This window comes from Pseudarthrobacter sp. S9, assembly GCF_050156545.1.
Lineage (GTDB): Bacteria > Actinomycetota > Actinomycetes > Actinomycetales > Micrococcaceae > Arthrobacter.
This window is the reverse complement of sequence record NZ_CP189578.1, coordinates 69,532-83,034: the sequence shown is the minus strand read 5'-3', so window position 1 is coordinate 83,034 and position 13,503 is coordinate 69,532. Positions and strand designations below refer to the sequence as shown.

Below are 13,503 nucleotides of genomic sequence, written 5' to 3'. Positions count from 1 at the left end.
GTGACCACGCGGACCACCACATGTCTGTCCTGCTGTCGGTCGACGGCCCTTTCAAGGGGTGTAGCCCGGACGATGGGCACAAGGCCAAGCTGTCTCCGCTGCCGTGCGAGGAACCGCCTCAGGGGTTGTTCTCGTGAACAGCCGACTACTCAAAAGAATTGCGAACCGTCAGCGGCAATCAATTGTTGGAGCTTCGCGATGGATCTGGGGAGCTCTCCCTTGGCTAGCACTCAGAGCCTGCTTCATTCCGGCCTTCTACGCTCTTTTCAGGGAGGATGGCTGGAAGCCAGCTGGCCTTACTTTCTTTGATGCTGTCGGCCTCTACTATCTCCTGCGGCTTTGCCGCTGGCAGTCACCAACTAAATTCTCATGGGTCAAACTGCCAAAACCTCCCGGCAAGAGGCCGTGGACCAGGTACCTACTCAACCTGATGTTGGCGGAAGCGATGGCCTTGCAATTGGTTTGGGGAAATCTGTATTCCAACCTCAGCCAGCAACAGCCGAAGGCGTTCACCGCCGTCATAACCCACGCCTTGTTTGCTGCTGCTGTACTAATCATGGCTCGTCAGGCCTACCTGCTTAGGGATGAAAGTCCAGCCACGTATCGCAAAGGTCTACGCACAGCTCGTGCCGTCAACCTCTCCGTTGTGTGGTTCTCGGCGGCTGCCATCAGCTTCTCTGCACCGGCATTCGACATGGAGGGTCCATTTTTCGATGCGCTGCGTGAGCAGTTGTTCTCTGCCATAGGAGTTTCTGCCCTGCTGGCCGCCTTTGTTGGCTCGATTCCGGAGAGGGAAGCGGCCCAGAAAGCTGCGCCAGGGAAGCGTAGTTGGCGCCCACGAGTACAACCGTCGATCCATGACTATCGATTGCTTTGGCATGAGATTGAGACACTCGATGAGGCCATGAGAAAGCCGTGGCTCCTTCGCGTGCTGTCCATGACTAAGTGACCTTGCCTTGGCCTAACAGAGAGGCAGCCGGCGGCTCATCCCTTTTTAAACGAGCTTTGTTGGGGGCGCTTCAGAAAACGGAAAAAATCGTACGCTAAGGCCGCGTCGAGGCAGGTAACCACTGGTCCGCAGCCTGTCGATGGAAGCTGGCCAAAGTCCGTCCGTTTGGGGAACCCTTGCCGGACGATTCCTGGCGGGGAACGCGGAGGGATGGCCATCGCACGGCAGTCCGTTGGAAAATAGCGCCATGGGCGGATCGATGTACGAGCGCCGGGACAACATCCCGCAGCACCTCTCCTTGCGTGAGCGTCTCTTAGCCGAACTCGAAGCCTTCGGCTTCTATGCCGCCCGCACACGGACCCAGGGAATCGAGCCGAACAATGTATCCGCCCCCATGCCGCGAGCGGCAGGCGGCGAGAGGGTCATCGCCCGCTTCGTCATCGCCTCAGGACCGGGCGCCGGAGCTACGGCACCCGAGTGCCTAGCGACCTTCAAGCCCGACCGGCCCGGCCCCTATCACGCCTCATTCCTCATCACAGCCCTTGCCGACGAATTGACCGAGTTCGCCAGAACACGGATGCTCTCAGGTTTCGCCGACACCGCTAGGTCTATCAGCATGGCCCAAGGCACCGCGCACAGCGTGCGCGTCGATGGTCACCCGGTCCTCGGCTGGGCGCTGCTCGCGAACGGCGCGACAGGAATGGTCGCCGAGCACCGTGACCGCGTACTGATGTGGCTTGGGACGGACCGAACGGTTCCCGAGACGATCTACACAAGCGACATGGGCAGGCTCACGATGAACGGACGCATTTTTTGACGGGCTGATCGGCCCTATCGCGCCAGAAGCAGCGAGTCCAGAGCTGCCCCCCGGCCGTATCTGGTCTGAGGGCGGGCGTTCGCTGAGGGAACCCCCAGCGGGATATGTTGGCGGGCATTGGGGCTTGAGGACCAATGCTCGGGAAAGTCACGCTAAGCCGGTGGGGCGTCGTCCGATGCTTGTTTTGTTGAGGTGGCCGTAGATCGTGGAGCGCGGGACCTGAAGCAGATCGGCGATGCGCTGAACGGTGTGGTCCCCGGCGTCGTAGAGATGTTGGGCGTGGTGGGCCTGGTCGGGGGTGAGTTTGGGGCGTCTTCCTCCAGTTCGTCCCCGGGCGCGGGCGGCCCCCAGGGCACCATTCGATTTTCGGTACGTGGCGCCGAGCAACCCGGCCATGTGTCTTCCAAGCCGCGGCTTGCGAGAAATATTCGTAAGAGACCCCCCGTTCCGAATCGCAGCGGTAGTGGTCCGGATCGGAGCACGGACACGTCGGCGGCTGCCCGGATTTATGGCAAGTCGGAAGGTTCCGGCCCAGGCTCCGAGCGTCGCTGGCGCGGTCCCCGGACAACTGGCAGGTTTCCGGGCGGCGGGAGCCTTGAACCATGGGGAACCGTGCCGCCCTTTCGGCCGGGGCAGCGGGCGGCGGTGGCAGCCAGCTGCCCCGGCAACGGTCTTCTCCGTCCCCTGCTGCCGGGCCGGCCAGGGCAGAATGCAGACGGCCGCCGCGATAGAGTGGGGGACGGAATTGGCCGGGGGGACCATATGAATTCACGCGGTATTTGCCTGGTCATCGAAGATGACCCGGATATTTTGGGCTTGCTGTGCCTTATCCTGTCCCGGGCCGGCTTTGACGTGCACGCCGAGGCCACCGGCACGGCCGGGCTCCGGGCGGCCCTGGGATTGGATCTGGACCTCATCACGCTGGACCTGGGCCTGCCGGACCTGAACGGCCACGATGTGGCCGGCCGACTCCGAAAAGAATCAGACGCCCCGATCCTGGTAATCACCTCGTGGACCGGGCCCGGTGACCAGATGGATGCCCTGGCCGCCGGTGCCGACGCCTATCTGACCAAACCCTTCCGCACTGCCCGGCTGGCAGAACTCATCCAACAGCTCTGCCCACAAGAACCTGTGCCCGCCCCGCCGGCGGGGCGGGCACCTGTGCTTGAACAATCCGCAGGCCAGGGCTAAATGCCCGACGCAACAACATTGGTCTTCAGCCTGACCTATGTCGGCACCCTCGCAGTGGCCTTGCTGATGTTCCTTGGCCAGCTCATCGCCTTCACAGCCCTGCTGGCCCTCGCCGCGACCGGCCGGCTCCTGACCTACGCCGTCCGGGCGCTGCTGCGCCGGCTGAGGTACCCGGCCGACGCCGGTCCATGAGACTGGTGTCTCTCACATCGTTGGAAGCGGGACGCCGGACGTGCCCGTGGACGGCGGTGAGAGCGCCTCCTACAATTAGGGCTACCTGTCGGCCGCCGGCCCGCAGTCCCTGATCAAGGAGAAGGCAATGGCGCCAGCTTCCCGGTTTCCGTCCCGCCAAAATGCACCCCCCGGCAGCAGCACCCGTCCGTGGTGCAGCGCGTGCGGGACGGATGCATATCTGTTCATCGAGACCGTGGGAGGCTCCGCGAAGCGGCCGGGCACATCCATCGAGGTCAGCTACACCTGCCTGGAATGCGACGGGTTCTACGCCCACGATGTCCTTTCCGGCTGCATCGACCCGTCGATTCTGCGCCAGTTCCCGCCGGAAGCCCCCGACAAGGAGCACGGACCGTACCTGCACTGCGGTGAGCCCATGGGAACCGGCACCACCGCCGTGCGCTCCCTGACCACGGCCATCCCGGCCGGACGGACCCGAAGGAACCGCCTGGAATCGTACCTGCGTACCCAGGCCCTGCATTGCCGCTGCGGATTCCGGATGGAGATTCCCCATGCAGACAGTCCCTGAGATGGAACCGGTGGCAGGAACCCTCACACGTGGCGGCGACGGGGAGGCCGGGCTGACGGTGACCGTGCATGCCTCCAGCACACATCCCGGAGACTGGGGCCGGGCCATGGCCCGTGCGGTGAGCCTGCTGATCGGGCAAATCACCGACACCACAGGCTCTGATCCATCCCGTGCCCCGGCGGGCCTGGATCTGTCGCTCCACGTCACGGCCCTGCCTTCCGGTGAGGCCATCACGGTGACCTGGAATGGTTGATCCACACCCGTACCGTCACGCGCACACTCCTGCGGCGCAGACTCCTGACCCGAACCGAACTCTAAGAGGCGGAAATGACTGAAATGCACATCAAGGAACAGTGGGACCGGCTCTCTCCGGCCACCCGGCAATGGTTCATCGACAATCCCGGATGCGTGATCGTGCCGCGCACCATCACGGCCGCCATCAACACCGAAACCGGCGAGAACGCCGAGACCGACGCGCACGGAGAAACCATCCTCTCCGAGGAGGACAGGGCTTTCATCCAGGCAAAATCCCACGACTCCGGAACAACCGCAAACCCAACCGGCCACCAATTCTTCGACGCAGTACAACCGGGACAGCCGTGACCGTGCCCGCTCCTCCGGCCGCTTGTCACAGGCGGCGGCAACGAGGATGACGACCGGGGACTGCGCCCCGATGAACAGTCCCCGGCCCCAATGACACCGTCCAGGCGACACTGGGAACCCGGGATCACCTTTGCGTATCCCTCGGCGCACCTGGATGAAACTCCACTCTATGAGGACACCACGGCGGCCGACACGGCCCTCGGGAGAACGGCAGCTTCGGGCGGCCGCCGCCAGAGCTGCCGCCGGACGGAGGCGATTCAGACTGTCATTTCCAATGATCACGCGGTGACCGCCTTTGCGTCTGGTAACACGCCCACCCGGGCCAACCGACGAGCCGAACAGAACCTGGACAGTTTGGAATGCATCGGACGTTTGCATCGGTCCGATCCTTAGGATCGGCCCGAGAGCCAGTCCTTATGCCGGCACCTAGAGCTTTTCAAGGAAACACGACCGTTATCGTGCAGACTTTCCCGCCGCGTCTTGTTCTTCTGAGGTCAGCTGCGAAGGACGGGTCAGGCAGGAAATCTACCCGGTGCCTGCCTGCATGTTGCGGGCGGCTATCGGGTCCAGGAACTGAGGTGTTCCCGAACCGGCGGCGTTTTGGCTGGCCGGTCCGTTCTTGTTGAGGTCGATCAGGCCGTCTATCTGGCGCAGGATCCATTCCCTCACGGCCTGTTCTTCCTCCCAGGACTCGACGTACTTCCAGCGGCCAGCTATTTCATCGCGGAGTTCGGGCAGTGTCTGCCGTTGGGCGCCGCGGCGGAACTGGTCGGTGATGGATTCACGCGCCTGGCGGCGCTGCTCGTCGCTCCAACGTTCCGACGGTACTACGACGCCGGATTCGTCGCGGACGACGGCGCTGGGACGTTGGTTCATCGGGAGCACTGGGATCAGTATCCTTCCCTTGCAGGGTTCGTGTGGTGGTGTGGGTTTCAAGTATGGCTGGTCCTCCGACAACCTGAAGCAGCCCGGCTGGGCCATACCCGGATGGCCGGGCGCTATTCGCGCCGGTCTTTCAGGGCGATCGCGTCGCGGAATGGACGGCCACGCCTACTGCATCGACTGCGAAGGCTGAATGGCACCGCTCCCCCGTCGTGCGCCACCTCCCCGTATCCAGGAGCGGCTGCGTACCCCACGGCGCAAACATGTGTCAGCTTGGCCCCTGATGATCTTCGTCGTGATCGGCCTCGTCTCCGTGACAACGCGGCAGCTGCATGATGTGTTTCCCCACTGGCGACTTGCCTCGAATCCCCGGACCCCGCCGATCAGTGGCCCTATGCTGGTGCCATGACGCCCCCGTCGATCAGCTCCGCCGCAGCACTGGCCGAAATGCTGGCCTCCACCGGCTACCTCGCCGATGAAGGCCTGGCCACGATCGGCTACCTCGCCCTGGGCATGGAACGCCCGCTGCTGCTCGAGGGGGAACCCGGTACCGGCAAGACCTCCCTGGCCGAGGCCCTCGCGCAAGCCCTTGGGCTGCCACTGATCCGGCTGCAGTGCTACGAGGGAATCGATGCCACGCAGGCGCTGTACGACTGGGACTTCACCGCTCAAATTCTGCATCTGCGCAGCGTGGAGGCCGGCGGTGGCGCGGGGTTGAGCGTGGCCGAACTGGAGCACTCGCTCTACGACAAACGATTCCTGCTTGCGCGGCCGATCCTGAAGGCGCTGCAGCAGAGCCCTGCCGTGCTGCTGATCGACGAAATCGACCGTGCCGACGACGAGTTCGAGGCATTCCTCTTGGAAGTGCTCTCCACCTACCAGGTCTCAATCCCCGAGTTCGGCACGGTCAAGGCAGACACCGCGCCGATTGTCGTGCTCACCTCCAACCGGACCCGTGACGTCCACGATGCACTCAAACGGCGATGCCTCTACCACTGGATCGACCACCCGGGGCTGGCCCGCGAGGTGGAAATCGTGCGCACGCGGCTGCCAGAAGTCCCCCCGCTGCTGGCCGAACAGGTGGTACGCGTGGTCCAGCAGATCCGCGCTTCCGACGACATACTCAAGCCTCCCGGCGTGGCCGAAACTCTGGACTGGGCCCGGGCTCTGCACCAGCTCGGCCGGGCCGAGCTCGACCTGGCCTCGGCCGCGGCGAGCATCGGCGCGCTTTGCAAGTACCGTGAAGACACCGAGCGGGTATCGGCAGCCCTGGCCCGGATGCTCGGCTGACTGATGGCGGCCGTGGAGCACAGCGCCGAGGAGATCCTCCTGGCATTTGCCGCTGCGGTGCGGTCGGCCGGGGTGATGGTGACCGCGGACCGGGCGCGCAGCTTCGTCGATGCCGTAAGCAGGCTCGCCCTGGACCGCCGCGCCAGCGTTTTCTGGGCCGGCCGGGCAACTCTGTGCGCCTCGCCGGACGACTTGCCGACCTATCAGCGGACCTTTGAGGCCTGGTTCTCGGTGGAGCATTCCTCCGCCACCCGCGTCTCACCGTCTGCAACGTCCGTCAGCGGGGCCTCTTTGGACGACGACGGCGGCCGGGAGGACGGCCGGAACCAACTGAGGGCGCTCGCCAGCCGCCGGGAGCGGCTGAGGCACCGGGACGTGGCGACGCTGGATGACGCCGACCGGGCGCTGCTGCACCGGATGTTCAAGGAGCTGCCGGTGCGGTTGCCGACCCGGCAGACCCGGCGCAAACACCCGGACCGGCACGGCGACGTCGATCGGGTGCGGACCCTGCGCGACCAGCTGCGCCGCGGCGGGGAACCGGGTCCGCTGCGCCGTGCCCGGGCGCCGCGCAAACCACGCCGGGTTGTCTGGCTGATCGATGTTTCGGGCTCGATGGCACCCTATGCGGACAGCCTGCTGCGGCTCGCCCACCGGGTAGTCGAGGCCGCCCCGCATCAGGTGGAGGTCTTCACCCTGGGCACGCGGCTGACCCGGGTGACCGGCGCTCTGCGGGTGCCGGACACCGAAAAAGCCCTTGCCCTCGCGGGCCGCGCCGTACCCGACTGGTCGGGCGGAACCCGGCTGGGGGAAGTGTTGCGGGTATTCAACGACCGCTGGGGCCAGCGCGTGGTGGCACGCGGCGCCGTCGTCGTCATTGCCAGCGACGGTTGGGAGCGGGGCGACCCCGCTCTACTGGGCCGCCAGACCGAGCGGCTGCATCACCTGGCGAGGCGCATTGTTTGGTCCAACCCGCATCGGGGCAAAGTGGGATACGAGCCCATACAGCGGGGGATCACGGCTGTGCTGCCGCACGTTGACTTCTTTATAGGGGGGCACTCAATGCAAAGTTTCGAGGAATTGTTGGACGTGCTTGCCAATGCGTGAGGTCTTGGATGATCTGGTTGCCGCGATACGGGCCGGCCACACCGTGGGACTGGGTACGGTGGTGCGCACCTTCCGGTCGGCGCCGCGGCCGGCGGGGGCAGCAATGATGGTCGACGCCGACGGCCGCGCGGTCGGGTCGGTGTCCGGCGGCTGTGTCGAAGGTGCGCTCTACGAATTGGCCACCCAGGTCGCCCACGACGGTCGGCCGGTGCTGCAGCGGTACGGCATCACCGACGACGATGCGTTCGAGGTCGGCCTGACCTGCGGGGGGATCCTGGACGTCTTCGTCGAACCGGTCTCCACCGAGACCTTCCCGCAGTTGCCGCAGGTGGCCGACGACGTCGGCGCCGGCCGGCCGGTGGCCATGGTCACCGTGATCGAACACCCGGATCCGGCCTGGGTCGGGCGCCACCTGGTGGTCCGCCCGGACGGATTCAGCGGCTCCCTGGGCAGCGACCGCGCCGACCACGCGGTCTGCGACGACGTGCAGGGCCTGCTGGCCGCCGGCAGCAATGCCACCCTTAGCTATGGGCCGGACGGCCAGCGGCGAGGCGAGGGGATGCGCGTGTTCGCGGTCAGTTTCGCCCCGCAGCCGCGGATGCTGGTGTTCGGCGCGATCGACTTTGCCGCCGCCGTCGCCAAACAGGGCAGCTTCCTCGGCTACCGGGTCACGGTCTGTGACGCGCGTCCGTTATTCGCAACGGCGTCGCGTTTCCCTCAGGCGGACGAGGTGGTGGTGGAATGGCCGCACCGCTACCTGCAGGCGCAGATCGGCGCCGGCCAGGTGGATGACCGCACGGTGATCTGCGTGCTCACCCATGATCCGAAATTCGACGTGCCGCTGCTTGAGGTGGCGCTGCGCCACAACGTGGCCTACGTGGGGGCGATGGGGTCCCGGCGCACCCACCACGACCGGCTGGAGCGGCTGCGCGAGGCCGGCCTGACCGAGGCCGAATTGTCCAAACTTTCCAGCCCCATCGGTCTGGACCTGGGGTCCCGGACGCCCGAAGAGACGGCCGTCTCCATCGCCGCCGAAATCATTGCGCTGCACTGGGGCGGGGAAGGCGGACGATTGAGCAGCATGGACGCGCGGATCCACCACGAGCCCATGGCCGACGCCGGCCATGAGGACGCAGCGCACGAACGCAGGAATCCCTGACCCGCAACCCTTCGGCTTGATGTAACCTGTGACACATCAAGACTGGAAGCCGGGCAGCCGGGCCCGTCCTCCCAGCGAGAGGAGATCTCAATGGCGAGTTCCAAAACGATCACCGTCGAAGTCGACAATGTGAGCTATACCGACGACGTCGAGCCGCGGCTGCTGCTGGTTCAATACCTGCGCGAACGGCTAGGGAAGACCGGCACATTGATTGGCTGCGACACCACCAACTGCGGCGCCTGCACCGTCCATCTGGACGGCGTCAGCGTGAAGTCCTGCACCATGTTCGCGGTCCAGGCCGATGGCCACCGGGTCACCACCATCGAAGGCCTGGCCCGGGACGGGAAACTCGCCCCGATGCAGCAGGCCTTCCACCAATTCCACGCGCTGCAATGCGGCTTCTGCACGCCGGGCATGATCATGCAGTCGGCGTCCCTGCTGGAAGAAAACCCTCACCCGTCCGAACAGGAAATCCGGGACGGTCTGGAGGGGAACCTGTGCCGGTGCACCGGGTACCAGAACATTGTTGCCGCGGTCCGGGCCGTCGCCGAGGGCACCGTGTCCTCGGACAGCGACGAAACGGAAACGGCAGGTGTGGCATGACCACCGCAGAAGTCGGCAGGGCCCGCCTCCGCAAGGAAGATGCCCATCTGATCACCGGGCGCTCCAGGTACACCGACAACATCACGCTGCCCGGCATGCTGCATCTGGCGATGGTGCGCAGTCCATTCGCCCACGCGAAGATCACCTCGGTCGACGTCGCCGCCGCGAAGTCTTCCCCCGGCGTCGTTGCGGTGCTCACCGGAGCCGACGTGGCCGCCGAGCAGGGCAGCCTGCCCAACGCCTGGCCGATTACGCCCGACCAAAAGGCCCCCCCGCACCCGGCGATCGCCGTGGATGAGGTTGCTTTCGCCGGCGAGGTGGTTGCCTGCATCATCGCCCGCAGCGCCGCCGCCGCCCGCGACGCCGTCGAGCTGGTCGACGTCAACTACGAGGAGCTGCCCGTCGTCCTGGATCTGGAGGAAGCGGCGAAGGACCAGGTGCTGGCCCACCCGGGCCTGGGCACCAACAAATCGGCCACCTGGGTCTTTGACTCGGGCGAGGCCGGCACCGGCAAACCGATCCGTGAGGCACTGGAGGGCGCCGAGGTCCTCATTGAGCGTACGTTCTACCAGCAGCGGCTCATCCCGTCCTTCATGGAGCCCCGCTCGACCGTAGTGGACCCCACCGGTGAGCAGATCATTGTGTGGTCCGCCACCCAGATACCGCACATTCTGCGATTGATGCTGGCGCTGACACTGGCCATCCCGGAAAGCAAGGTGCGCGTGATCGCCCCCGACGTTGGCGGCGGCTTCGGCGGAAAATTGCAGGTGACCCCCGAAGAGGCCATTACCGTACTGGCGGCCCGGCACACCGGCAAGCCGTGCAAATACACCGAGACCCGCAGCGAATCCCTGATGGCGGCCCACCACGGCCGGGCCCAGGTACAGCGGCTGAAGCTCTCGGCCACCAAGGAGGGGATCGTCACAGGACTGGACGTTAACCTGCTGGCGGACATGGGCGCCTATCTGGGCCTGGTCACCTCCGGTATCCCGATCCTGGGCGCCTTCATGTACAACTCGATCTACAAGTTCCCGGCCTACCGGTTCGAATGCACGAATCTGTTCACCAACAAGGCGTGGACCGACGCATATCGCGGTGCCGGACGTCCGGAAGCCACCTTTGCGATCGAGCGGATGATGGACGAACTCGCCGCCGAACTGGGTCTGGACCCGCTTCAGGTCCGGGAAAAGAACTGGATCAAACACGAGGAATTCCCGTTCACCACCGTTGCCGGGCTCGAATACGACAGCGGCAACTACGAGGCGGCCACTGCGAAGGCGCTGGAGCTCTTCGGCTACGATGCGCTCCGGGCTGAGCAGGCCCGTCGCCGCGAAACGAAGGACCCAGTCCAGCTTGGCATCGGCATCTCCACCTTCACCGAAATGTGCGGACTGGCCCCGTCCCGGGTGCTCGGTGCGCTCAATTACGGCGCCGGCGGCTGGGAGCACGCCCAGGTGCGCGTGCTCCCCACCGGCAACATCGAGGTGGTCACCGGGTCCTCCTCCCACGGCCAGGGCCACGAAACCGCGTGGAGCCAGCTCGTGGCGGATAAGCTCGGCGTGCCGTTCGAGAACGTCGAAGTGCTGCACGGCGACACGCAGATCTCCCAACGGGGGCTGGATACCTACGGATCCAGGTCGCTGACAGTCGGCGGCATGGCTGTGCTGGCCGCTGCGGACAAGGTGATCGAGAAGGCCAAGGTCGTGGCCGCTCACCTCATGGAGGCCAGCGAAGACGACATCGAGTTCGCCGATGGCAGGTTCAGCGTGAAAGGCACCGATCAGTCGACGGCGCTGGGTGAAATCGCGCTGGCGACTTTTTCGGCACACAACCTGCCGGACGGGTTTGAGCCGAACCTGGATTCCGACGCGACCTTCGACCCCCAGAATTTCTCCTTCCCGCACGGCACCCATCTGGCGGCCATCGAGGTGGACACCGAGACCGGACGGGTCTCGATCCGCAAGTACGTCTGCGTGGACGACGTCGGGGTTGTGGTCAATCCGCTGATTGTGGAGGGCCAGGTGCACGGCGGTCTGGCACAGGGAATCGCGCAGGCACTCTATGAAGAGGCTGTGTACGACGACGCCGGCACCCTGGTCACGGGCTCGTTTGTGGACTATCTGGTCCCCGGCGCACCCGACCTGCCGCACTACACCACGGCACGCACCGAGACGCCCTCGACCACCAACCAGCTAGGGGCCAAGGGGGTCGGGGAGGCGGGTACCATCGCCTCGACGCCCGCCATCGTCAACGGCGTGCTGGACGCGGTGCGGCATCTGGGCGTGAAGGACATCAGGATGCCCTGTTCGCCGTCCCGTGTGTGGGCCGCACTTGAAGAAGCCAAGATGACCGGAGGTGTCCGATGATTCCGAGCGCATTCGACTACGCCGCGCCCAATACCGTCGCGGAGGCGCTGAGCCTGCTGGCCGTGGCCGGCGACTCGGGGAAGCTGCTGGCCGGCGGGCAAAGCCTGATCCCGGTAATGAAGCTGCGTCTTGCCGACCCGCAGATGGTGATCGATCTGGGCCGGATTGAAGGGCTGGCCGGGGTGCGCGAGGACGGGGATGCCCTGCTGATCGGCGCCATGACACCGCACCACCAGGTCGCCACCGACCCGCTGGTGACTACATATGTGCCTTTGCTGGCAAAGGCCGCGGCAACGGTGGCGGATCCGCAGGTCCGCCACCGCGGCACGTTCGGCGGCGCCCTGGTGCATGCCGACCCGGCGGGCGACCTGCCCGCACCGGTGCTGGCCGCAGAGGCGACGTTCATCCTGGCCGGCCCCGGCGGTGAACGCCGGGTGGCCGCCGCGGACTTCTTCCAGGGCTACTTCACCACCGCAATCGCCGAGGACGAGATACTGACCCACGTGCGGGTGCCGAAGTACACCGGCTGGGGCGCGCACTACGAGAAGTTCACCCGGGTGGCCCAGCAGTGGTCCATCGTCGCGGTCGCCGCGATGGTCCGGGTGGAGGGCGGCACCATCGCCGAGGCCCGGATCGGGTTGACCAATATGGCCAGCACTCCTGTGCGGGCCACGGCGGTCGAGCAGGCGCTGGCGGGGGTTCCGCTGACCCGGGACGCGATCGCCGCCGCCAGCTCGCACGCCGCCGAGGGGACAGATCCGGCCAGCGATCTCAATGGCGACGCAGCCTACCGGCGCCATCTGGCGGAGGTTCTGACCAGGCGGGCGGTCGCCACGGCCGCGGGGCTCTAGCGGAACACGGCGAGAGGAAGACGTGGAACTCAAACATCACTTCGTGGTTCCCGGTTCGCTGGAGGACACCTGGCATTCCTTCAACCAATTGGAAGATATCGCGCCCTGTTTCCCGGGAGCGGCTCTCACCTCCGTGAGCGGGGACCGGTTCACCGGAACGGTCAAGGTCAAGCTCGGACCAATCGCCATGGTGTATGCCGGCACCGGTGAATTCCTTGAACGCAACGAGGATTCGCACACCGTGGTCATTGCCGCGACCGGGAAGGACAAGCGCGGCAATGGCACGGCCGGTGCCACGGTGACAGCGGTGCTGACGCGGGACGGCGACGGCACCGCCGTGGACGTGACCACCGACATGAACGTCACCGGCAAACCGGCCCAATTCGGCCGGGGTGTCATCCAGGACATCTCGGACAAATTGCTGGCCCAATTTATCCAGTGCGTGGTCGGGAAAGCGGCCGGCGGGGAGGCCGGGCAGACCGCGGAACCGGCAGCCGGGACGACCACGGGACCCTCGGCGACAGCACAGGACACCGTGGAACCGGCCCAGCCCGCCTCCACGGGCCCGCGGGCCGCAGCCGCGTCACCGGTAACCCGGCCTTCATCGGGAGAGACTCCGTTCAAACCCCAGTCCGCGCCGGCGGCCGAATTGGACCTTGGCTCAACCATGTGGCCGATACTGGTGCGCCGTTTCGGTCCCGTCGCGCTCGGTGTCGTCGCTGTGCTGGCGCTCGTCATCTGGCTGGCCCGCCGACGCCGTTAGGCCGGCGATTCGCCTTACGGGGCGCTTCAGAAAACGGAAAAAATACCACGCTAAGCCTTGGAAGGTGATCGTAGGGGCCTGAGTTTGCCCGTGCCGATCCTGTGCGGCCTGCAGGACAATGAGGTGAGACACCGGATTTCAGCCCGCCTCGGCGGTGGCCAGCGG

Annotated in this window: 17 protein-coding genes; 15 read left to right on the top strand and 2 right to left on the bottom strand. The window is 65.8% G+C overall.

Translation table 11 applies throughout. The features are described from left to right. Positions 1 to 20 precede the first annotated feature (20 nt). The 3 genes from ACQCSY_RS24585 to ACQCSY_RS24575 all read left to right on the top strand — a co-directional run bounded on the left by ACQCSY_RS24585 (position 21) and on the right by ACQCSY_RS24575 (position 1,766). Positions 21 to 137, top strand: a complete 117-nt coding sequence (locus tag ACQCSY_RS24585; protein ID WP_427136662.1) for a hypothetical protein — start codon at positions 21 to 23, stop codon at positions 135 to 137. Positions 138 to 430: 293 nt separating this feature from the next. Next, positions 431 to 949 carry a hypothetical protein gene (locus ACQCSY_RS24580; RefSeq protein ID WP_427136661.1) on the top strand — a complete coding sequence of 173 codons (519 nt, stop codon included), beginning with the start codon at positions 431 to 433 and terminating at the stop codon, positions 947 to 949. Between the two features lie 247 nt (positions 950 to 1,196). Beyond that, entirely contained in the window at positions 1,197 to 1,766 is a 570-nt protein-coding gene (locus tag ACQCSY_RS24575) for a hypothetical protein (protein ID WP_427136660.1), read from the top strand. A gap of 147 nt (positions 1,767 to 1,913) precedes the next feature. Here ACQCSY_RS24575 and ACQCSY_RS24570 read toward each other — a convergent pair whose 3' ends face one another. After that, positions 1,914 to 2,162, bottom strand: a complete 249-nt coding sequence (locus ACQCSY_RS24570) for a helix-turn-helix domain-containing protein (protein WP_427136659.1) — start codon at positions 2,160 to 2,162, stop codon at positions 1,914 to 1,916. Positions 2,163 to 2,582: 420 nt separating this feature from the next. Between ACQCSY_RS24570 and ACQCSY_RS24565 the strand changes: the two genes are divergently transcribed. The 5 genes from ACQCSY_RS24565 to ACQCSY_RS24545 all read left to right on the top strand — a co-directional run bounded on the left by ACQCSY_RS24565 (position 2,583) and on the right by ACQCSY_RS24545 (position 4,320). After that, positions 2,583 to 2,957, top strand: a complete 375-nt coding sequence (locus ACQCSY_RS24565) for a response regulator transcription factor (protein ID WP_427136658.1) — start codon at positions 2,583 to 2,585, stop codon at positions 2,955 to 2,957. Next, positions 2,958 to 3,149: a hypothetical protein gene (locus ACQCSY_RS24560; protein ID WP_427136657.1), complete on the top strand. Its 192-nt coding sequence runs from the start codon at positions 2,958 to 2,960 to the stop codon at positions 3,147 to 3,149. It begins immediately after the preceding gene. Positions 3,150 to 3,276: 127 nt separating this feature from the next. Continuing rightward, on the top strand, positions 3,277 to 3,717 hold the full coding sequence (locus tag ACQCSY_RS24555; protein ID WP_427136656.1) for a hypothetical protein: 441 nt from the start codon (positions 3,277 to 3,279) through the stop codon (positions 3,715 to 3,717). Beyond that, positions 3,701 to 3,970 carry a hypothetical protein gene (locus ACQCSY_RS24550; RefSeq protein ID WP_427136655.1) on the top strand — a complete coding sequence of 90 codons (270 nt, stop codon included), beginning with the start codon at positions 3,701 to 3,703 and terminating at the stop codon, positions 3,968 to 3,970. Before ACQCSY_RS24555 ends, ACQCSY_RS24550 begins: the two co-directional genes overlap by 17 nt. A 74-nt stretch (positions 3,971 to 4,044) precedes the next feature. Beyond that, positions 4,045 to 4,320 carry a hypothetical protein gene (locus ACQCSY_RS24545; protein ID WP_427136654.1) on the top strand — a complete coding sequence of 92 codons (276 nt, stop codon included), beginning with the start codon at positions 4,045 to 4,047 and terminating at the stop codon, positions 4,318 to 4,320. Positions 4,321 to 4,845: 525 nt separating this feature from the next. Here the strand turns inward: ACQCSY_RS24545 and ACQCSY_RS24540 are convergent. After that, positions 4,846 to 5,205, bottom strand: a complete 360-nt coding sequence (locus ACQCSY_RS24540) for a hypothetical protein (protein WP_427136653.1) — start codon at positions 5,203 to 5,205, stop codon at positions 4,846 to 4,848. 402 nt (positions 5,206 to 5,607) lie between these two features. On the opposite strand from ACQCSY_RS24540, the gene ACQCSY_RS24535 reads away from it, so the two are divergent. The 7 genes from ACQCSY_RS24535 (at position 5,608) to ACQCSY_RS24505 (ending at position 13,338) form a co-directional block, all read left to right on the top strand. After that, on the top strand, positions 5,608 to 6,492 hold the full coding sequence (locus ACQCSY_RS24535; RefSeq protein WP_427136652.1) for an AAA family ATPase: 885 nt from the start codon (positions 5,608 to 5,610) through the stop codon (positions 6,490 to 6,492). A gap of 3 nt (positions 6,493 to 6,495) precedes the next feature. Next, on the top strand, positions 6,496 to 7,596 hold the full coding sequence (locus ACQCSY_RS24530; RefSeq protein ID WP_427136651.1) for a vWA domain-containing protein: 1,101 nt from the start codon (positions 6,496 to 6,498) through the stop codon (positions 7,594 to 7,596). After that, on the top strand, positions 7,589 to 8,755 hold the full coding sequence (locus ACQCSY_RS24525; RefSeq protein ID WP_427136650.1) for an XdhC family protein: 1,167 nt from the start codon (positions 7,589 to 7,591) through the stop codon (positions 8,753 to 8,755). Before ACQCSY_RS24530 ends, ACQCSY_RS24525 begins: the two co-directional genes overlap by 8 nt. Before the next feature lie 90 nt (positions 8,756 to 8,845). Further along, complete coding sequence (locus ACQCSY_RS24520; protein ID WP_427136649.1) at positions 8,846 to 9,358, top strand: (2Fe-2S)-binding protein; 513 nt, start codon at positions 8,846 to 8,848, stop codon at positions 9,356 to 9,358. Continuing rightward, complete coding sequence (locus ACQCSY_RS24515; protein WP_427136648.1) at positions 9,355 to 11,724, top strand: xanthine dehydrogenase family protein molybdopterin-binding subunit; 2,370 nt, start codon at positions 9,355 to 9,357, stop codon at positions 11,722 to 11,724. The genes ACQCSY_RS24520 and ACQCSY_RS24515 overlap by 4 nt, the downstream gene beginning before the upstream one ends. Then, complete coding sequence (locus ACQCSY_RS24510) at positions 11,721 to 12,575, top strand: FAD binding domain-containing protein (protein WP_427136647.1); 855 nt, start codon at positions 11,721 to 11,723, stop codon at positions 12,573 to 12,575. The genes ACQCSY_RS24515 and ACQCSY_RS24510 overlap by 4 nt, the downstream gene beginning before the upstream one ends. A 22-nt stretch (positions 12,576 to 12,597) precedes the next feature. Further along, complete coding sequence (locus tag ACQCSY_RS24505; RefSeq protein ID WP_427136646.1) at positions 12,598 to 13,338, top strand: SRPBCC domain-containing protein; 741 nt, start codon at positions 12,598 to 12,600, stop codon at positions 13,336 to 13,338. The last annotated feature ends 165 nt before the right edge of the window (positions 13,339 to 13,503 follow it).

Coding starts and splice junctions, on each gene's coding strand:
- ACQCSY_RS24580 (WP_427136661.1), top strand. CDS start 431: ATGTTGGCGGAAGCGATGGCCTTGCAATTGGTTTGGGGAAATCTGTAT.
- ACQCSY_RS24560 (WP_427136657.1), top strand. CDS start 2,958: ATGCCCGACGCAACAACATTGGTCTTCAGCCTGACCTATGTCGGCACC.
- ACQCSY_RS24550 (WP_427136655.1), top strand. CDS start 3,701: ATGCAGACAGTCCCTGAGATGGAACCGGTGGCAGGAACCCTCACACGT.
- ACQCSY_RS24570 (WP_427136659.1), bottom strand. CDS start 2,162: ATGGCCGGGTTGCTCGGCGCCACGTACCGAAAATCGAATGGTGCCCTG.
- ACQCSY_RS24585 (WP_427136662.1), top strand. CDS start 21: ATGTCTGTCCTGCTGTCGGTCGACGGCCCTTTCAAGGGGTGTAGCCCG.
- ACQCSY_RS24515 (WP_427136648.1), top strand. CDS start 9,355: ATGACCACCGCAGAAGTCGGCAGGGCCCGCCTCCGCAAGGAAGATGCC.
- ACQCSY_RS24575 (WP_427136660.1), top strand. CDS start 1,197: ATGGGCGGATCGATGTACGAGCGCCGGGACAACATCCCGCAGCACCTC.
- ACQCSY_RS24555 (WP_427136656.1), top strand. CDS start 3,277: ATGGCGCCAGCTTCCCGGTTTCCGTCCCGCCAAAATGCACCCCCCGGC.
- ACQCSY_RS24525 (WP_427136650.1), top strand. CDS start 7,589: ATGCGTGAGGTCTTGGATGATCTGGTTGCCGCGATACGGGCCGGCCAC.
- ACQCSY_RS24545 (WP_427136654.1), top strand. CDS start 4,045: ATGACTGAAATGCACATCAAGGAACAGTGGGACCGGCTCTCTCCGGCC.
- ACQCSY_RS24530 (WP_427136651.1), top strand. CDS start 6,496: ATGGCGGCCGTGGAGCACAGCGCCGAGGAGATCCTCCTGGCATTTGCC.
- ACQCSY_RS24520 (WP_427136649.1), top strand. CDS start 8,846: ATGGCGAGTTCCAAAACGATCACCGTCGAAGTCGACAATGTGAGCTAT.
- ACQCSY_RS24510 (WP_427136647.1), top strand. CDS start 11,721: ATGATTCCGAGCGCATTCGACTACGCCGCGCCCAATACCGTCGCGGAG.
- ACQCSY_RS24535 (WP_427136652.1), top strand. CDS start 5,608: ATGACGCCCCCGTCGATCAGCTCCGCCGCAGCACTGGCCGAAATGCTG.